Origin of the sequence: Mesorhizobium sp. CA12, from assembly GCF_020165255.1 — a bacterium.
GTDB lineage: Bacteria > Pseudomonadota > Alphaproteobacteria > Rhizobiales > Rhizobiaceae > Mesorhizobium.
Map to the genome: position 1 here is coordinate 786,878 of NZ_JAIUHT010000001.1, position 18,461 is coordinate 805,338.

The window sequence follows — 18,461 nt, forward strand, 5'->3', positions numbered from 1 at the left end:
GGGGGAATAGCCGGAGCGGCCGCGTGCTGGCGGCCGCCCCGGATCGCACTTGCAACTTAAGACTGGAGGAGACACATGCGACGGCAATTTCTAACATCGACGACAGCCCTTGTCCTTTTGCTGGGAGCGGGCCATGCCTATGCCGGTATGGACGAGGCAAAAGCCTTTCTCGACAAGGAGATAGGCGACCTGTCGACGCTTTCACGCGCCGACCAGGAAAAGGAAATGCAGTGGTTCATCGACGCAGCCAAGCCGTTCGCCGGCATGGACATCAAGGTCGTTTCGGAAACCATCGCCACGCACCAATACGAGTCACAGGTGCTGGCGCCGGCCTTCTCCGCCATCACCGGCATCAAGGTCACACATGACGTCATCCAGGAAGGCGACGTCGTCGAGAAGATCCAGACCCAGATGCAGACCGGCCAGAACCTCTATGACGGCTGGGTCAACGACTCCGACCTGATCGGCACGCATTGGCGCTACCAGCAGGTGCGCAACCTGACCGACTGGATGGCGAATGAAGGCAAGGACGTCACCAATCCGAACCTCGACCTGAAGGACTTCATCGGCACCTCGTTCACGACGGCGCCCGACAAGAAGCTCTATCAGCTCCCCGACCAGCAGTTCGCGAACCTCTACTGGTTCCGCTACGACTGGTTCAACGACGAGAAGAACAAAGCCGACTTCAAGGCCAAATACGGCTACGACCTAGGCGTTCCGGTCAACTGGTCGGCTTATGAGGACATCGCCCAGTTCTTCACAGGCCGCGAGATCGACGGCAAGAAGGTCTACGGCCATATGGACTACGGCAAGAAGGACCCGTCGCTCGGCTGGCGGTTCACTGACGCCTGGCTGTCCATGGCCGGCAATGGCGACAAGGGCATTCCGAACGGCCTGCCCGTCGACGAATGGGGCATCAAGGTCGACGAGAAATCGCGTCCTGTCGGCTCCTGCACGGCGCGTGGCGGCGATACCAACGGCCCGGCCGCGGTCTACTCGATCCAGAAATATCTCGACTGGCTGAAGGCCTACGCTCCGGCGGAAGCCCAGGGCATGACCTTCTCCGAATCCGGCCCGGTGCCGGCGCAGGGCGGGGTCGCGCAGCAGATCTTCTGGTACACCGCCTTCACCGCTTCGATGGTCGACGCCGGCGCCAAAGCGGTGCTGAACGACGACGGCACGCCGAAGTGGCGCATGGCGCCGTCGCCGCACGGCGTCTACTGGAAGGACGGCATGAAGCTCGGTTACCAGGACGTGGGTTCCTGGACACTGATGAAGTCGACGCCTGACGATCGCGCCAAGGCCGCCTGGCTCTACGCGCAGTTCGTCACCTCGAAGACGGTCGACGTGAAGAAGAGCCATGTCGGCTTGACCTTCATCCGCGAGAGCACGATCCACGACAAGAGCTTCACCGAGCGCGCTCCGAAGCTCGGCGGCCTGATCGAGTTCTATCGCTCGCCGGCCCGCGTCCAGTGGTCGCCGACCGGCACCAACGTGCCTGATTATCCGAAGCTGGCGCAGCTCTGGTGGCAAGCGATCGGCGATGCCTCGTCCGGCGCCAAGTCGGCCCAGGAAGCGATGGACTCGCTCTGCGCCGAGCAGGAAAAGGTCATGAGCCGCATCGAGAAGTCGGGCGTCCAGGGCGACATCGGCCCGAAGATGGCCGAAGAGCACGATCTTGCCTACTGGAATGCCGACGCGGTCAAGAAAGGCAATCTCGCTCCTCAGTTGAAGATCGAGAACGAAAAGGAAAAGCCGGTCACCATCAACTATGACGAACTGGTGAAGAGCTGGCAGCAGCAGTAACTGCATGACGCGGGCGTGCTTGCCCATGTAGGAAGTGCAGGGGAGGCGGCTTTGCCGTCTCCCCTGTTGCATGAGAAGCGGAGGGATGCGGAATGAGCGGTTTTGTGCTGGCCATCGATCAGGGAACGACCTCGACCAGGGCGATACTGTTCGACGACAAGATGAAAGTCGCCGGCACCGGCCAGCAGGAATTCGCGCAGCATTATCCGGCTTCCGGCTGGGTCGAACATGACCCGGAAGACATTTGGGCAAGCGTTCTCGCCACGGTGAAAGCGGCTTTGAAGGCCGCCGGCCGCACGGCTTTGGATGTAGCCGCGATCGGCATCACCAACCAGCGCGAGACCGTCGTCATCTGGGACAAGGCGACCGGCAAGCCGATCCACAACGCGATCGTCTGGCAGGACAGGCGCACCGCGCCGCTCTGTCAGAAGCTGAACAAGCAGGGGCTGGAGAAGACATTCACGAAGAAGACCGGCCTGCTGCTCGACCCCTATTTCTCCGGCACCAAGATCGCCTGGATGTTGGACAAGGTGAAGGGTGCCAGAAGCCGCGCCGAGAGGGGCGAACTGCTTGCCGGTACCATCGACAGCTTTCTTATCTGGCGGCTGACCGGCGGTAAAGTGCACGCCACCGACGCGACAAATGCCTCGCGCACGCTGGTCTACAACATCGAGAAGAATATCTGGGACGACGAGCTGCTTTCGATCCTGAAGATTCCGGCCGCGATCCTGCCGCAGGTGAAGGACTGCGCCGACGATTTCGGCGTCACCGAGAAGAGCCTTTTCGGGGCCGAGATGCGGATCCTCGGGGTGGCCGGCGACCAGCATGCGGCGACCATCGGCCAGGCCTGTTTCGAGCCCGGCATGATGAAATCGACCTATGGCACCGGCTGCTTCGCGCTGCTCAACACCGGCGCCGATCTGGTGCGTTCGAAGAACCGGCTTTTGACCACCATCGCCTATCGGCTCAACGGCAAGACAACCTATGCGCTGGAAGGCTCGATCTTCATCGCGGGCGCAGCCGTGCAGTGGCTGCGCGACGGCATCAAGGTGATCGGCAAGGCCGAGCAAAGCGGAGTATTGGCTGCGGCCGCTGACCCTGCGCAGCAGGTCTATCTGGTGCCGGCCTTCGTCGGCCTCGGCGCGCCGCATTGGGACGCGGATGCGCGCGGCGCGATCTTCGGGTTGACCCGCAATTCGGGCCCGGCCGAGTTCGCCCGCGCGGCACTGGAATCGGTCGCCTTCCAGACGCGCGACCTGCTCGACGCGATGCGCAAGGACTGGAAAGGCGCTTCGGCCAAGACGGTGCTTCGCGTCGATGGCGGCATGGTGGCATCCGACTGGACCATGCAGAGGCTCGCCGACATTCTCGACGCACCGGTCGACCGTCCGACGATCCTGGAGACGACGGCGCTGGGCGCGGCCTGGCTTGCCGGGTCGAGGGCGGGTGTCTGGCCGAAAGCGAAGGACTTCGCCAAGAGCTGGGCGCTGGAGCGGCGCTTCAAGCCGCAGATGGACGCCGCAACGCGGGGTGCGAAACTGGCCGGATGGCGCGATGCGGTGCGCAGGACGCTGAGCTCTCGCTAACATCGGAACGAGAGAGCCCGTGCCTCTCGAGGCACGGGCTCAGTCAACGGCCCTGGGTACTGACTGGAGGCCGTCAGTAGGGCGAAACGCACTGCTGACGCGGGCCGTTGTTAGGCTGGAAGGTGTTGTCCGAGGCGCGATAGGAGCGGTAGCGGTCGTAGCACCACTGCACGTGCGAGTTGCCGCGATAGACGCGGTTGTTCTCGCTGTTGACGATGGCGCCGGTGATCAGCGCGCCGGTGGCGAAAGCTGCCAGCGGAAACCAATAGTCGCCATGCCGGCGATAGCCGCGGCGATACTCGCGATAGCCGCGATGGCCGTTCCAGTAGACGGCGTCACCACGACGCGAGAAATCCCGGTTGAAGCTGCGGTGCCTTCTCCAGTCCCGATACTGCACGGTCTGAAGATCTGACGACAGGCCCTGGGGTTGCGGTACATAAGCTGGCTGAGCGTTGACCGGCACCATCTCCGCCGCGAGGAACGACGCCGAGAGAGCGGTTGCCAACAGGCCGGATGCGATCTTGTTCATTGATCTTCTCCTCGATGGTTGATGGGGACGTCCTGTTTTGCGAAACGGGCCCGGATTGCAATGGTTCCCGTTCCACCATCAGCCCATTGTGTCAGCCCATTGTTATTGTAGGGCTTTCTGAAGCAGCCCCAGGTCGGGTCATTGGCGCAGGCATCGAAAGCCGTTCACCCTCGGCGCCCCTTCGAATCCGTTCAAGAAACCCGCCTTGGAAGCCCGTCTTTTTCCGGTTGACCGGCCGCGACACTCTCCCTATGTTCCGCGCAATTTCGAGGGCGGCGTTCCGAGCCCACGGGAGCGCGTAGCTCAGCCGGTAGAGCAACTGACTTTTAATCAGTAGGTCATGGGTTCGAATCCCATCGCGCTCACCAAAATTTTTAACACCCAAATAGATGCGAGATCCGACCCACGGGCGCTTCCATGTCCGGGGCGATCGAAGCAGCACATTTGTCTGCGTCTCCGGCAATCGGAACAAAAGCTTGCGCGCGGCTGTTTCCCTGTTGAAGGGACCGCAATCTGGGATGCGGATACAGTGGACGTACTGAACTTGGAACTGGCCAGGGCCAGGCTGCGCGTCAAGCGCGCAGAAACTTCGCTCAATCATGCAAAAGAAATGCTGGATGAAGAATGTGGCGTCGGGATCAATCTCGCGCTGTGCGACCGCATAAGGTCGGAGAAGAAGCGAGTGGCGGAGGCCAGAAAGCGGCTGATGAAGATCGCTTCGACCGCCTCAGCGTAATGGGGTGACTTGCCCGAAGGCAAGAGAGATCCTGCCGCGTTGCCTTGTCCCTGGATGGGGTCGTGGTTAAACTCGGCGCCTCCGAGGGAGGCTCCAGGATGGCACTTGACCTTTCGGTAGATGCACAGGCGCCCAAGGCGGCGACGCCGCCGGGCAGATATCTTTTCGGCCCGGTCGCCGATTTCCTCATGCTCGGCGGCAGCGCGTTTCTGATCCTGCCCGTGCTGTTCTTTGTTCCGCGCGATTATGAAGGTCCATTGGCCGCGACGATGGTCGTCGTGGCCTATCTGGTGAACTATCCGCACTTCGCCCACTCCTACCAGATTTTCTACCGCAATTTCGGCCGCAAGGTGCGTGGCGAGGGCTACGACAGAAGCCTGCAGCTTCGCTACATTTTCGCCGGCGTCATCGTGCCAGTGGTGATGGCCCTGTTCTTTGCCTATGGCGCGGCGACGTCGAACACGCGGCTGCTCGGCTTTGCGGCCAACGCGATGTTCTTCTTCGTCGGCTGGCACTACGTCAAGCAAGGCTACGGCATGCTGATGGTCGACGCCGTCCTGAAGCGCAAATTCTTCGACGACCGGGACAAGAAGGTGCTGCTCGTCAACAGCTATGCGGTGTGGATCCTGGCCTGGCTGCAGACGAATACGGCCGTGACGCAGGGGCAATATTACGGCCTTCAATATTACACCTTCGCGGCGCCGTCATGGATCACCGACATTGCCGTGCTGGCGGCCGTCGGATCGACGGCGGCCACGCTTTTCATGCTGGTCAGCCGCTGGCGAAGGAATGGCGGCGGACTGCCTTACAACGGCATCGTGGCCTATGTCGCCTCGCTCTATCTCTGGATCCTGATCGCCAGGATTAACCCGCTCTGGCTGCTCGTGGTGCCGGCGCTTCACTCGCTGCAATATCTGGCCGTGGTGTGGCGCTATCAGACCAATGTCGAGCGTGACGTCTTGGATGCCGCCCGGGATCCGGAGCCGAAGATACTATCCGTGCTCGGGCCCCGCTATCGGTTGCGGGTGCTGGGATTCATCATCGGTGGCGGCGCGCTTGGCTATCTCGGCTTCTGGCTGATCCCGTTCGTGCTGACCGCCCTGGTTCCCTACGACAAGCAGGTGCTCGGTTCGTCGCTGTTCTTCTTCATCGTGCTGATCTTCATCAATGTGCACCACTATTTCCTCGACAATGTGATGTGGCGCCGCGGCAATCCGGAAGTGTCCAAATATTTGTTCCGGTAGAAGGATCCAAATCCGGAACTGAAGCCCGCAGGTCACGCGATCAGCGACACATTCCCGCCGGCGTGACGCTCGAGCCGCCCGGCAAGGTCGAGTTCCAGGAGCACCATGGCAATCTGCGCGGCGCTCAGTCCCGTGTGGCGGATGATCTCGTCTATGCCTGTCGGCGTAGGCCCGAGCGCTTCCAGCACATCGGCGCGGTCGTTTTCGCCTGGCGGCGGCATGGCTGATATGTCGGGCGCCTCGGCAAGTGGGGCGGTTCTTGGAAGCCGGGTGCCGGCAAGCGGCGCCAGCGCGCTAAGGATATCGGCGGCTTCAGTGACCAGCGTGACGCCGTCCTTGAGCAGCGCGTTGCAGCCGGCGGCGCGCGGATCGAGCGGCGAGCCCGGCACGGCGAAGACCAGCCGGCCCATTTCATTGGCCAGGCGCGCGCTGATCAGCGAGCCGGAGCGCTGCGCCGCCTCAACCACCACCAGTCCAAGCGCCATGCCGGCCACCAGGCGGTTGCGGCGTGGGAAATCCTGCGCGCGCGGCTGCCACCCGAAGGGCATCTCGGAAACGATGGCGCCGCCGCGATCGGCGATCTCATCGCAAAGGCCGGCATTTTCAGGTGGGTAGGGGACATCGAGCCCGCCGGCCAGCACGCCGACTGTGCCGGTCGAAACGCTGCCTTTGTGCGCGGCCGTATCGATGCCGCGCGCCAGGCCGGAAACGATGGCGTAGCCGTCTCGGCCGAGATCGGCCGCCAGCATGCGCGCCATCTTGATGCCGGCCAGCGAGGCATTGCGAGCGCCGACAATCGCCACCGCCGGCAAGCGGAAGACCGCGCCTTCGCCTTTCACCGCGAGCAGCGGCGGCGGGTTGTCGAGAGTCTTCAATAGGGGCGGATAATCGGCCTCGCCGATGCCGACAAAGCGGGCGCCGGCGCGCCGCGCGGCCTCCAGCTCGGCTTCGGCCTCGGCGATGGAGGGGATGCGGACGATGCGATTGGCGCCGCCGGAGATCATCAGCTCCGGCAGCATTTCAAGCGCGGCTTCGGCCGAGCCGAAGCGGTTGATCAGCTCGCGAAACGAGGCCGGGCCGACATTGGGCGTGCGGATCAGGCGAAGCCAGGCAAGCCGCTGCCGATCGCTGAGACGCGGGCCGGCAGCCAGGGCGCTCATCCCTTCGCCCCGATCTTGCCCTCGGTGCCGGCGAGCAGTCGCGAGATGTTTGCTCGATGCTTGACGATGACGATCAGGCTCATCAGCGCGAACAGGCCCGCGATCTGCGGCGTGCTTGTGACATAGAGCGCGATCGGCACGACCACCGCGGCCGCCAATGCCGCCAACGAGGAATAGCGGAACAGGAAGGCCATTGCGAGCCAGACGACGGCGAAGACAAGCATGCCTTGCCAGGCAAGGCCAAGCAGCACGCCGAGATAGGTGGCGACACCCTTGCCGCCCTTGAAGCCGAGCCAGACCGGGAAGAGGTGGCCGAGAAAGGCACCGAAACCGGCCAACAGTCCGAAGTCCGGCGAAAAATGTCCGGCGATCAGCACCGCGGCAGTGCCTTTCAGCGCATCGAGCAGCAGAGTGGCGGCAGCAAGGCCCTTGTTACCCGTCCTCAGCACATTGGTCGCGCCGATGTTGCCGGAGCCGATCTGGCGGACATCGCCGAGCCCGGCCGCACGGGTGATCAGGAGCCCGAACGGGATCGAGCCGAGCAGATAGCCGAAGACGAGCGCGATCACGTAACCCAATGTTTCCCCCATATTTCCTGCCGCCCGGTTTCTCTCCCTATGATTGATACACTGTGCGCGATGCAACCATAGTTTGCAAGTGCTGGCCCTGCTTGGGCGTGAATTTATCATAATGGTAGAGTCGGGAGGGTTCGCCAAGCAAGTCTATGCTGGGCAGGCTGAGCAGGGCTCAAGCGATGCGGTGGCTTATGCGGAAAACACCGTGCGGCCCGCCACCACCGTTTGCAGGACCGTGCCCTGCAGACGCGCGCCCTCGAAACAGGTGTTCTTCGAGCGCGAGCGCAGACCGCTCTCGCTGACGATCCACGGCTCGTCCAGATCGACCACCGCGAGATCGGCCGGCGCCCCCGGCTTCAGCGTGCCGCCCGGCAGGCCGAACAGTCTGGCCGGCGCTGTGGACAGCGTCTCGATCAGCCTCAGCAACGGCACGTCGCCATTGTGGTAGAGCCGAAGCGCCGCCCCAAGCAGCGTCTCCAGCCCGATGGCGCCGGCGGCGGCGTCGGCGAAGGGCAGGCGCTTGGTGTCGACGTCCTGCGGATCGTGCGAGGAGACGATGATGTCGATCGTGCCGTCCTCGATCGCCTCGATCATCGCCAGCCGGTCGTCCTCGGCGCGCAAGGGCGGGGTCAGCCGGAAGAAGGTGCGGTATTCGCCGACATCGTTCTCGTTGAGCGACAGATTATGGATGGCGACGCCGGCTGTGACATTGGCGCCCTCGGTCTTGGCACGGTTTACCGCGCCGGCCGCCATCGCCGACGAGATTTTTGCCGCGTGGTAGGCGCCGCCGGTCAGCCGGGCCAAAGCCAGGTCGCGTTCGAGCGGGATCAGCTCCGCCTCACGCGGAATGCCCGAGAGGCCGAGCCAGCTCGCATAGAGCCCTTCGTTCATCACGCCGGACGAGGCGAGGTTGGCATCTTGCGTTTCGTGCGCGATGACGCCGCCGAAATCGCGGGCGTAGGTCAGCGCGCGGCGCATCACCAGCGCATTGGCGATCGTGTGGCGGCCGTCGGTGTAGGCGACGGCGCCGGCCTCGCGCAGCAGGCCGAACTCGGTCATCTCGCGGCCTTCGAGGCCCTTGGTGATCGCTGCCGACGGGAAGATGTTGACGCTAGCGGTGTCGCGTGCCGTGCGCAGCACGAATTCGACCAGCGCGACATTGTCGATCACCGGATCGGTGTCCGGCATCATGACGATGGAGGTGACGCCGCCCGCCGCCGCGGCGACGCTTGCCGAAGCGATGGTCTCGCGATGCTCGCCGCCTGGTTCGCCGATGAAGACGCGCGCGTCGACAAGACCTGGAATGATCGTCTTGCCGGCGCAGTCGACGACGGCGGCGCCTTCCGGCACGCCTTGGTTCAACGCGGCTTTCCCGGCAGCGACGATCTTGCGGCCGTCGACGATGACGCTGCCGATCTCGTCCACGCCGCGCGAGGGGTCGACAATGTGCGCCTTGCTGAAGACGGTCACGCTCATGCGCCGCGCCCCTCATGGTTGCGGCGCGGATCAAGCAGCGCTTCCATCACCGCCATGCGCACGGCGACCCCCATCTCCACCTGTTCCTGGATGACGCTTTGCGGTCCGTCGGCGATCTCGGAGGCGATCTCGACGCCGCGGTTCATCGGGCCGGGATGCATGACCAGCGCATCGTCCTTGGCAGCTTTCAGCTTCTCGGCATCAAGGCCGAAATAGCGGAAATATTCGCGGATCGACGGCACGAAAGCGCCTTCCATGCGCTCGCGCTGCAGGCGCAGCATCATGACCACGTCGGCATCCTTCAGGCCTTCGGCCATCGAGCGCGACACGATCACGCCCATCCTGTCGATGCCGGACGGCAGCAATGTCGAGGGCGCGACGACGCGCACCTGCGCGCCAAGCGCGTTCAGAAGCATGATGTTGGAGCGGGCGACGCGGGAATGCAGGATGTCGCCGCAGATCGCCACGATCAGCTTCGACAGCGGCCCCTTGGCGCGGCGGATGGTCAGCGCATCGAGCAGCGCCTGCGTCGGGTGCTCGTGCGCGCCGTCGCCGGCATTGACCACCGAGCAGCCGACCTTCTGGGCGAGCAGGGCAGCCGCGCCCGCCGATTGGTGGCGGATGATCAGGATGTCGGGGCGCATGGCGTTGAGGGTTATGGCCGTATCGATTAGCGTCTCGCCCTTCTTCACCGAGGAGCTTGCCACCGACATGTTCATGACGTCGGCTCCGAGACGCTTGCCGGCGAGCTCGAAGGAGGATTGCGTGCGGGTCGATGCCTCGTAGAACAGGTTGATTTGGGTGCGGCCGCGCAGCGTCGAGGTCTTCTTTTCCGATTGCCGCGAGATCGCCACGGCCTGGTCCGCCCGATCAAGCAACAGCTCGATATCGGCGGGGGAAAGATCGCGGATGCCCAGAAGATGGCGGTGGGGGAAGAGCGGCAGGGACGAAGCGTCGGTCATCTCAAGGCGCTGCTATAGGGTGCGGTCCGGCCTGCCGCAAGCGCCAGCTTTGGATTGCGGGCGTTCTCCCCGGTATTTTCGTCGCGCGCCTTCCGTGGCTTGGGCTATAAGGCCCAGTGGCTTCGGATTCGCGACCGCGGGCTTGGAAATGGTAAGAACCTCTCGGCCAACTGAAGGATTGGGCAACTGAAGGATTGGGCAACTGAAGGATTGGGCGTGACCGACGAGGTGATCAACCAGCCGCCGCCATTGGCAGGCGGCAATGCATGGCGGGGCGATCCGTTGCTCATCCAGCTAGCCGAGCGTTTTTCCGACCCCGTTCGCAAGGATCTCGACGGGCTTGGCCGGTTCGTGATGACGCAGGAAGCGCAGGAGCTTGCCCGCCTCGCCAACACCGACACGCCGAAATTGCGCACCCATGACCGCCAGGGCCGTCGCCTCGATCTGGTCGAATATCATCCGGCCTATCATGCCTTGATGCGCCGCGCGATCGCCGGCGGCCTGCATTCTTCGGTATGGGAAAACGGCGATGCCGAGATCGGCCGCCGCCATCAGGTGAGGGCGGCACGCTTCTACCTGACCGCTGAGCTCGAGACGGGGCATCTTTGCCCCATTACCATGACCAGCGCTTCGCTGGCGGCCTTGATGGCAAGCCCGAAGCTTTTCCGCGAATGGGCGCCGCGCGTGACGACGCGCAAATACGACCAGGCGCAGAAGCCTCCGGTGCAGAAGACCGGGCTGACGCTCGGCATGGGCATGACCGAGAAGCAGGGCGGCACCGATGTGCGCGCCAACACCACCAGGGCGGAGCGCACCGGCAGTGGTTTTTACCGGTTGACCGGCCATAAATGGTTCATGTCGGCGCCGATGTCGGATGCCTTCCTGGTGCTCGGGCAGGTTCCGGAGGGGCTGTCCTGCTTCCTCGTGCCGCGCATCCTGGGCGACGGTTCCGGCAACGGGTTCCGTTTCCAGCGGCTGAAGGACAAGCTCGGCAACCGCTCGAACGCCTCGTCGGAGGTGGAGTTTGTCAACGCGATCGGCGAGATGGTCGGTGACCCGGGCGCAGGCGTGAAGACGATCATGGACATGGTGACGCTGACCAGGCTCGACTGCGCGGTCGCTTCGTCGGCGCTGATGCGGGCAGGCCTTGCCGAGGCCGTCCATCACACGCGTCATCGCCAGGTGTTCGGCTCCAACTTGATCGACCAGCCGCTGATGCAGCGGGTTCTGGCCGACATGGCGCTCGACGTCGCCGCGGCCACGGCGCTGTCGTTCCGGCTGGCGCGCTCTTTCGACGAGGCGGCAAGCGATCGCGGCGAGGCGGCCTTTGCCCGCGCCATGACGCCTGTCGTCAAATACTGGGTCTGCAAGATCGCGCCGCAGCTGCTTTACGAGGCGATGGAATGCCTTGGCGGCAACGGCTATGTCGAGGAAGCGCCGCTTGCCCGCTACTACCGGGAGGCGCCGGTCAATGCGATCTGGGAGGGCTCTGGCAATGTCATGGCGCTCGACGTGCTGCGCGTGCTCGGCCGCGCGCCCGGCCTGTTCGAGGAGGTGCTGACCGGCATCGACCGCGATCTAGGCACCGGCGGGCGCGGCACCATCGGCGTGCTGAAGGCCGCCATGCAGGTCGCCGCGAACGACCAGGGCTCGGCGCGCCTGCTCACCGAACAGCTGGCGCTTTCGGCCGCAGCGGCGGAGCTGCGCAGGCTGGGAGCAGGGCGGATTGCCGATGCTTTCGTCGAAACGCGGCTGGGCGGCCAGTGGCGCACCACCTACGGCATGCTCGATTCGCGCCATGATGCGCGCATGATCATCGATACGCTCTATCCGCCGGTGACCTGATCCGCCTCTAAATCTCTAAATCAAGAGATTGAGCATCACGTCATCCGAAAACCGCTTCACGCTTGTTCGGCATCATTCCGTAGAGCGCATCGCGCCGAAACGGATTCGGGCGACGCGCTTCAAGTCATTGTTGTGATGCATGTCGCCCAGAACCGCTGCGCACTTTTGGGCGACATGCATTAAAGGCAGATTGCCGATCTGTGGACAGCTGTTAACCTTAACAAATGGTTTCCGTTGCGGCGAACCGTTGCAAAGCCCACTCTCCACTTTGCTGGAGTAGGGAAGGGTTAACCATGACCTCCCCGAACTCCGCCAGCGGGAAACGTATGCGGCACGTGTTGAGCTCAGTTCTGGCCTTGCATTGGGCGGTGGTTTTCGCCCTGCTTGCCTATATCTGCATGGACGGCAGCCGCGGCATAGCGACGGCGCTTGGCGTGCTTGGCCTCTCAGTCCAGGCCAACGGGCTTCCCGGGCTGGAAAATGTTGCCGTTCTGGCGCCGCTTTCCATCGCGCTCCTGATCGTCGCGGTGTTGTTCTGCTGGGCCTTCGTCGAAACGCTGCTGAACGCGGCGGCAAGGCCGGACGCGGGCGAGAGCGTGGCGCGGACCGCCTTTATCGCCGCATCGCTCCTGCTTTCGCTGATCCTCGTCGGCGGCGTGGCGCAAGGCATAAACGGCCTGTTCATGATCGTCGCCATCCAGATGACGGCGCTGCTTGCCTCCTACATCGCCGTGCTGGCTGAACGCCGCTCCACCTTTGCAGCAATGCACTTGCCCGAGGGTGATATACGCGCCGCCTCGCGCATGGCAATGGGAGCCGCGCACAGCTCGCTTCTTTCCCGCATATCCGGCCGCCCGGAAAACAAGCCTGGAGGCAGGCGCTGATGCGCACGATATTCACGCTCTGGGCTGCTCCGATGGCCATCTTTTGGGGATGGTTCTTCCTGTCGGCCAACGACATGAATTTCGGCTATGCGATGCTGAGCCGACAGGTGCACGATTTCGCTTTCCAGCTCTACGGCCAGATGCTCGGCGTCGATCCGGCGATCATTCCGGGCATGGTGGCGCGGACCTGCGTTTTCGACTTTTTCCTGCTCATGGGACTTTGGGCCTTCCGCCGCCGGCGCAACATCGCCGAATGGATCAAGCAGCGCCGGCACGGCGATATCAGCCCCGATCGGCTCGGCCCAGCGACTGAAGCCGGTCCAACGCTCCCTGCAGAATAAAGGCGGCGGCCGCCGAATCGATCTTGCCGGCGCGCTTTTTGCGCGAGAAATCCATCTCGATCAGTGTTCGCTCGGCCGCGACCGTCGACAGCCGCTCGTCCCACAGCACGAAGGGCAGGTCGGAAAACGGCGCCATGTTGCGGACGAAGGCGCGGGATTTTTGCGCTCGGGGCCCTTCCGAGCCGTCCATGTTGACCGGGAGGCCGAGCACGACGGCGCCGACATTGTCCTTGTCGAGCTGAGCGAGCAGTTGGGCGGCATCCAGCGAAAATTTCTTACGCAGGATGACCGGGCGCGGATGGGCGAAGGACAGCCCGCGGTCGGAAACCGCCACACCGATCGTCTTGTCGCCGAGATCGAGCCCGGCGAGCGTCTTGCCGCCGGCAAGCCGCGCCGGCAGTTCCTCGATTGAAATAATGCCCAACGACTTCCTCTGATATCCAGGCGTCACATCCTTTTGACGTGTAGGAGGAGGGCGCCACTTTCAATTTGCGACTAGCGTTCTATCTTCCGGCAACGGAGAAATCGAGGAAAGCGTTCATGAAACTGACCTGGTACGGACATTCGGCATTCCGCGTCGAGACCAAGGACGCCACCATTCTCATCGACCCCTATCTGGTCGGCAATCCATCTTGGACGGGCGGCTGGGAAGGGCCGGCGGAAGGCGTGACCCATGTTCTCCTGACTCATGGCCACAACGACCATGTCAGCGGCGCGGTCGAAGTGCTGAAGAAAAGCGGCGCCATGCTGGTCGCCAATTTCGAGATCTGCATGTACCTCGTCGGCCAGGGCGTCAGCGGCGACAAGATCAATCCGGGCAATATCGGCGGCACCGTCGATTGCGGCCCTTTCACCACGACCTTCGTCCAGGCGCTGCACTCGTCCTCCTTCGGCGGCGAAGGCGGCACGAACACCTATCTCGGCAATCCGGGCGGGCTTGTCCTGCACTTCCCCGAGGACAAGACGCTCTACCACATGGGCGACACCGACATCTTCTCCGACATGGGGCTTATCAACGAATTGCACGAACCGAAGATCGGCATCGTGCCGATCGGCGACCGCTTCACCATGGGCGGCGCTGTGGCGGCCCTTGCCTGCCGCCGCTTCTTCGGCTTCGATACGGTCGTTCCCTGCCATTTCGGCACCTTCTCGATGATTGACCAGACCGCCGACAAGTTCGTCGCCGGCATGGAAGGCTCGGGCGTAAACGTGGCGCTGCCGGACATCGGCAAGGCGATCACGATGTAGGTTTCTTTGTGTCGGAAGGGCTCTGCTCCCAAGCCAGGAAAAGATACGCTGCAGACAGGCCGGCAAACCGTGGCAGCCATTATCACTGCGAGGGCGTGGCATTGCCGCGTAAGCGCCCGGGGAGCGACCGCGTGGCGATCGAACCGGCATGATCCGTGTTGCACGCTGAGCGCCGCGCCGCTATAGCCCGAACTGGTTTTCCCGAGGCGATAGAACATGTCCGTTGATCTTCAGACCGTGAAGCGCGTCGCGCACCTTGCCCGCATAGCGGTGAGCGAGGAGGACGCCGAGCGCATGACCGGCGAATTGAACGCCATTCTCGGCTTCGTCGAGCAGTTGAACGAGGTCGATGTTTCGGGCGTAGAGCCGATGACCTCGGTCACGCCGATGGAGATGAAGAAGCGCCAGGATGCCGTCACCGACGGCAACAAGGCCGCCGACATCGTCGCCAACGCTCCGGCGACGGACGAGAACTTCTTCCTCGTTCCGAAGGTGGTGGAGTAGAGCGTGGCTGTCGAGATCGCCGTCGAGACGCCTTTGCAGGACGACGTGCGCGCGCTGGTCGCCGAACTCAACGCCGCGCTGCTCGAACTGACGCCGCCCGAGCACTGCTATCATCTCACCGTCGAGCAGATGGCCGACGAGGGTACGACGGTGTTCATCGCTCGCGACAACGGCCTTGCCGTCGGCTGCGGCGCGCTCAAGCGCCATGACGATACGGTCGGCGAGGTCAAGCGTATGTACACGCGGCCTTCGCATCGCGGCCGCAAGATCGGCGCCGAGATCGTCGCACGTGTCGAGGCGCTTGCCCGGCAGGAAGGGCTGAAGCGCCTGGTCCTTGAAACCGGCGATCGGCACCCCGCCGCCTGGACCGTCTATGAGCGCGCCGGATTCTCGCGTTGCGGACCGGTGCTGGATTATCCCGATTCCGAGTGGTCGGTGTTTTACGAAAAGAGCCTTGCCTGATGAGCGATCTCACACATCTCACCATTTCCGAGGCCCGCGCCAAGCTGCGCGGCAAGGAGATCACCGCGGCCGAGATCACCGAGGCCTATCTCGCGGCGATCGATCGCGCCAATCCGGTGCTCAATGCCTATGTGACTGTGACCGCCGACAAGGCGCGCGACATGGCCAAGGCTTCCGATGCCAAGTTGGCCACGGGCGAGGGCGGCGCGCTGGAAGGCATTCCGCTCGGCATCAAGGACCTGTTCGCCACCGAAGGCATCCACACCCAGGCCTGCAGTCACGTGCTGGACGGCTTCAAGCCGCGTTACGAGTCGACCGTGACCAGCAATCTGTGGGCCGACGGCGCCGTCATGCTCGGCAAGCTCAACATGGATGAGTTCGCCATGGGCTCGTCCAACGAGACCTCCTATTACGGCCCGGTGATCAATCCGTGGCGACGCTCGCGTGTCGATACGGTCGTCATGCCGACGACGCATCAGGGCGATGGCGGCTTTGTGTCCGCCGGCGGTACGAAGACGGCGCGGACCTTGGACAACGCCCAGCTGGTACCGGGCGGCTCGTCGGGTGGGTCAGCTTCGTCGGTGGCCGCCTTCCTTTGCGCCGGCGCCACCGCAACGGATACCGGCGGCTCGATCCGCCAGCCAGCCGCCTTGACCGGCACGGTCGGCATCAAGCCGACTTACGGGCGCTGCTCGCGCTGGGGCATCGTCGCCTTCGCTTCCTCGCTCGACCAGGCCGGGCCGATCGCGCGCGATGTGCGTGACGCCGCGATCCTGCTGAAGTCGATGGCCTCCGTCGACCCGAAGGACACGACCTCGGTCGACCGTCCGGTGCCGGACTATGAGGCGGCGATCGGCAAGCCGATCAAGGGCATGAAGGTCGGCATTCCGAAGGAGTACCGTGTCGACGGCATGCCGGAAGACATCGAGGCACTCTGGCAGAAAGGCATTGCCTGGCTGAAGGACGCCGGCGCGGAAATCGTCGACATCTCGCTACCGCATACCAAATACGCCTTGCCGGCCTACTATATCGTGGCGCCCGCCGAGGCTTCGTCGAACCTCGCCCGCTATGACGGCGTGCGCTACGGCCTGCGCGTGCCCGGCAAGGACATCGTCGACATGTATGAGAAGACCCGCGCCGCCGGTTTCGGCCGCGAGGTCAAGCGCCGCATCATGATCGGCACCTATGTGCTGTCGGCGGGCTATTACGACGCCTACTATCTGCAGGCGCAGAAGGTGCGCACGCTGATCAAGCGCGACTTCGAGAACGTCTTTGCCGCCGGCGTCGATGTGATCCTGACGCCAGCGACGCCGTCGGCCGCCTTCGGCATCGCCGACGAGGACATGGCCTCCGATCCGGTCAAGATGTATCTCAATGACATCTTCACCGTGACGGTGAACATGGCCGGCCTTCCCGGCATTTCGGTGCCGGCCGGCCTCGACGGCAAAGGCCTGCCGCTCGGCCTGCAGCTGATCGGCCGCCCCTTCGACGAGGAAACGCTGTTCCAGACGGCCAACGTCATCGAGCAGGCGGCGGGGAGGTTTCAGCCGGAGAAGTGGTGGTAGCGTCGCCCCTCATCTGACAAGGGGCGATGCATGTTCTACTATCTTTCCAAGATTCTGTGGTTCTTCATCCAGCCGATCAACCTGGCGATCTTCCTGCTGCTCGCCGGCCTTTTGGCCGCGCTGTTTGGGCGCCGGCGGCTGGCGGCCGCGGGCAGTGTGCTCTGCATCGCGATCCTGGTCCTTTCGGCCTGGACGTCGGTCGGCGCGATGATGCTCAATCCGCTCGAAGAACGCTTCCCCAAGCCGTCCTTGCCCGAGAAGGTCGACGGCATCGTCGTGCTTGGCGGCGGCTTCGAGGGCGCCATCAATCTGGCGCGCGGCGGTTACGAGCTGAACAGCAGCGGCGACCGCATGGTGGAGACAGCGATCCTTGCGAGGCGCTTTCCCCAAGCGAAGATCGTCGTATCGGGCGGCAATGGCTCGCTTTTTCTCGATGGCGAGGGCGACGCCGACACGGCGCCGCGGCTGCTCGGCGCCTTAGGCGTTTCCGCCGATCGCCTGATCCTAGAGGATAAATCCCGCAACACTTACGAGAATGCGGTGTTCTCGCGAAAACTGGTCGAGCCGAAGCCGGGCGAGACCTGGCTGCTGGTAACCTCGGCTTTCCACATGCCGCGCGCCAAAGCGCTGTTCGACAAGGCGGGTTTTGCGACCGTTCCGTGGCCGGTCGACTATCGCACCTCGGGAAGGGAAGGCGTCGGCCTCTACCGCGACAATCCGGTGGATTCGGTGCAGGCGACCACCATCGCATTGCGCGAATGGATCGGGCTTTTCGCCTACAGGCTGTCCGGCAAGATCGATCAGTTCTTTCCCGGGCCGGGCGGCTGACCGAGCACGGCTTGCCGCGCCGCCGAGAAGAACTGGCGCCGCACCAGCACGGCCAGAAGCACCAGCGTCGATATCACGAAGACGACCGGGTCGACGAACCAGCCGAGATAGCCGATCGAGAAGAAGACGGCGCGCAATCCGGAGTTGAAGTGCTTGCCGGCAAGCACGTTCATGCGGGTCGCCCGCCACACCGCCGTTTCGCTGACCGGGTTGCGCGAAGCCGGGCCATGCGGAGTCGGCACCGCGCCGATCAGGATCGAGCAATAGTTGAACAGGCGGTAGGCCCAGCCGAATTTGAAGAAGGCGAAGGCCAGGACAAGCACCAGGCCGAACACCTTGGTCTGGAAGGCTTCGCGTGACGAGGCCGCGCCGAAGGGCAGGTCGGCCAGAACCTCAAGTACGCGGTCGGAGGCGCCGAGCAGGGCAAAGCAGCCGCCGAGCGCGATCAGCGAAGAGGAAGCGAAGAAGGCGGTGCCTTGCTGCAGGCCGCCCATGATGGCGGTGTCGACGATGCGGATTTCACGCTCGGCCATATTGCGCATCCAGGCCTCGCGCTGGGCGTTCATTGCCGCGGTCAGCGACATGCGACGGACCAGCTTGCCGTCCGAGGCGAGCGTGTGCGCTACCCAGACGACCAGGAAGAAAGCCAGCGCCGCCAGATCGGCCGTCGAAAGATGAAGTGAATCGCCCATCCAGTGCTTTTAACACAA

General features: G+C 63.8%; 19 protein-coding genes and 1 tRNA gene. 13 read left to right on the plus strand and 7 right to left on the minus strand.

What is annotated here, in order from left to right:
• Window positions 1-75 precede the first annotated feature (75 nt).
• Window positions 76-1,806 (plus strand): ABC transporter substrate-binding protein, encoded by a 1,731-nt coding sequence (locus LB520_RS03770; RefSeq protein WP_095765319.1) that lies wholly within the window; start codon window positions 76-78, stop codon window positions 1,804-1,806.
• Between the two features lie 92 nt (window positions 1,807-1,898).
• On the plus strand, window positions 1,899-3,392 hold the full coding sequence (glpK, locus tag LB520_RS03775; protein WP_224636471.1) for a glycerol kinase GlpK: 1,494 nt from the start codon (window positions 1,899-1,901) through the stop codon (window positions 3,390-3,392).
• Window positions 3,393-3,465: 73 nt separating this feature from the next.
• Here the strand turns inward: glpK and LB520_RS03780 are convergent, their stop codons facing one another.
• Complete coding sequence (locus LB520_RS03780) at window positions 3,466-3,921, minus strand: BA14K family protein (RefSeq protein WP_140841227.1); 456 nt, start codon at window positions 3,919-3,921, stop codon at window positions 3,466-3,468.
• Window positions 3,922-4,213: 292 nt separating this feature from the next.
• Between LB520_RS03780 and LB520_RS03785 the strand changes: the two genes are divergently transcribed.
• The 3 genes from LB520_RS03785 to LB520_RS03795 all read left to right on the plus strand — a co-directional run bounded on the left by LB520_RS03785 (window position 4,214) and on the right by LB520_RS03795 (window position 5,901).
• Window positions 4,214-4,289 (plus strand) — tRNA-Lys (locus LB520_RS03785).
• A 161-nt stretch (window positions 4,290-4,450) separates the two neighbouring features.
• Entirely contained in the window at window positions 4,451-4,657 is a 207-nt protein-coding gene (locus tag LB520_RS03790; RefSeq protein ID WP_140708746.1) for a hypothetical protein, read from the plus strand.
• 98 nt (window positions 4,658-4,755) lie between these two features.
• Window positions 4,756-5,901 (plus strand): hypothetical protein, encoded by a 1,146-nt coding sequence (locus tag LB520_RS03795; protein ID WP_224636472.1) that lies wholly within the window; start codon window positions 4,756-4,758, stop codon window positions 5,899-5,901.
• A 32-nt stretch (window positions 5,902-5,933) separates the two neighbouring features.
• Here the strand turns inward: LB520_RS03795 and dprA are convergent, their stop codons facing one another.
• The 4 genes from dprA to LB520_RS03815 form a co-directional block, all read right to left on the minus strand.
• Window positions 5,934-7,061 carry a DNA-processing protein DprA gene (gene dprA / locus LB520_RS03800; protein ID WP_224636473.1) on the minus strand — a complete coding sequence of 376 codons (1,128 nt, stop codon included), beginning with the start codon at window positions 7,059-7,061 and terminating at the stop codon, window positions 5,934-5,936.
• Window positions 7,058-7,651, minus strand: coding sequence for a glycerol-3-phosphate 1-O-acyltransferase PlsY (gene plsY / locus LB520_RS03805; RefSeq protein ID WP_411969855.1), 594 nt, complete (start codon window positions 7,649-7,651; stop codon window positions 7,058-7,060). Before plsY ends, dprA begins: the two co-directional genes overlap by 4 nt.
• A 174-nt stretch (window positions 7,652-7,825) precedes the next feature.
• Window positions 7,826-9,112 carry a dihydroorotase gene (locus LB520_RS03810; protein ID WP_224636475.1) on the minus strand — a complete coding sequence of 429 codons (1,287 nt, stop codon included), beginning with the start codon at window positions 9,110-9,112 and terminating at the stop codon, window positions 7,826-7,828.
• Window positions 9,109-10,074, minus strand: coding sequence for an aspartate carbamoyltransferase catalytic subunit (locus LB520_RS03815; protein WP_095765332.1), 966 nt, complete (start codon window positions 10,072-10,074; stop codon window positions 9,109-9,111). The genes LB520_RS03810 and LB520_RS03815 overlap by 4 nt, the downstream gene beginning before the upstream one ends.
• Before the next feature lie 216 nt (window positions 10,075-10,290).
• Here LB520_RS03815 and LB520_RS03820 point away from each other — a divergent pair, with 216 nt between their 5' ends.
• The 3 genes from LB520_RS03820 to LB520_RS03830 all read left to right on the plus strand — a co-directional run bounded on the left by LB520_RS03820 (window position 10,291) and on the right by LB520_RS03830 (window position 13,144).
• The gene (locus tag LB520_RS03820) at window positions 10,291-11,919 is read left to right on the plus strand and encodes a DNA alkylation response protein (RefSeq protein WP_224636476.1); all 1,629 of its coding nucleotides are present in this window, start codon (window positions 10,291-10,293) and stop codon (window positions 11,917-11,919) included.
• A 326-nt stretch (window positions 11,920-12,245) separates the two neighbouring features.
• Window positions 12,246-12,803 carry a hypothetical protein gene (locus LB520_RS03825; protein WP_224636477.1) on the plus strand — a complete coding sequence of 186 codons (558 nt, stop codon included), beginning with the start codon at window positions 12,246-12,248 and terminating at the stop codon, window positions 12,801-12,803.
• Window positions 12,803-13,144, plus strand: coding sequence for a DUF6105 family protein (locus LB520_RS03830; RefSeq protein ID WP_224636478.1), 342 nt, complete (start codon window positions 12,803-12,805; stop codon window positions 13,142-13,144). The genes LB520_RS03825 and LB520_RS03830 overlap by 1 nt, the downstream gene beginning before the upstream one ends.
• Here the strand turns inward: LB520_RS03830 and ruvX are convergent.
• Window positions 13,086-13,568: a Holliday junction resolvase RuvX gene (gene ruvX, locus LB520_RS03835; protein WP_224636479.1), complete on the minus strand. Its 483-nt coding sequence runs from the start codon at window positions 13,566-13,568 to the stop codon at window positions 13,086-13,088. The two genes, LB520_RS03830 and ruvX, sit on opposite strands and share 59 nt — an antisense overlap.
• A 116-nt stretch (window positions 13,569-13,684) precedes the next feature.
• On the opposite strand from ruvX, the gene LB520_RS03840 reads away from it, so the two are divergent.
• From LB520_RS03840 to LB520_RS03860, 5 genes are all read left to right on the plus strand, one after another.
• Entirely contained in the window at window positions 13,685-14,392 is a 708-nt protein-coding gene (locus LB520_RS03840; protein WP_224636480.1) for a metal-dependent hydrolase, read from the plus strand.
• Window positions 14,393-14,608: 216 nt separating this feature from the next.
• Window positions 14,609-14,896, plus strand: coding sequence for an Asp-tRNA(Asn)/Glu-tRNA(Gln) amidotransferase subunit GatC (gene gatC, locus LB520_RS03845; protein WP_095765337.1), 288 nt, complete (start codon window positions 14,609-14,611; stop codon window positions 14,894-14,896).
• A 3-nt stretch (window positions 14,897-14,899) separates the two neighbouring features.
• Window positions 14,900-15,358, plus strand: a complete 459-nt coding sequence (locus LB520_RS03850) for a GNAT family N-acetyltransferase (RefSeq protein WP_224636481.1) — start codon at window positions 14,900-14,902, stop codon at window positions 15,356-15,358.
• Entirely contained in the window at window positions 15,358-16,923 is a 1,566-nt protein-coding gene (locus tag LB520_RS03855) for an amidase (RefSeq protein ID WP_224636482.1), read from the plus strand. Before LB520_RS03850 ends, LB520_RS03855 begins: the two co-directional genes overlap by 1 nt.
• 30 nt (window positions 16,924-16,953) lie before the next feature.
• Window positions 16,954-17,751 (plus strand): YdcF family protein, encoded by a 798-nt coding sequence (locus tag LB520_RS03860; RefSeq protein WP_224636483.1) that lies wholly within the window; start codon window positions 16,954-16,956, stop codon window positions 17,749-17,751.
• Here the strand turns inward: LB520_RS03860 and LB520_RS03865 are convergent.
• The gene (locus LB520_RS03865) at window positions 17,724-18,443 is read right to left on the minus strand and encodes a DUF599 domain-containing protein (protein ID WP_224636484.1); all 720 of its coding nucleotides are present in this window, start codon (window positions 18,441-18,443) and stop codon (window positions 17,724-17,726) included. The two genes, LB520_RS03860 and LB520_RS03865, sit on opposite strands and share 28 nt — an antisense overlap.
• Between the last annotated feature and the right edge of the window lie 18 nt (window positions 18,444-18,461).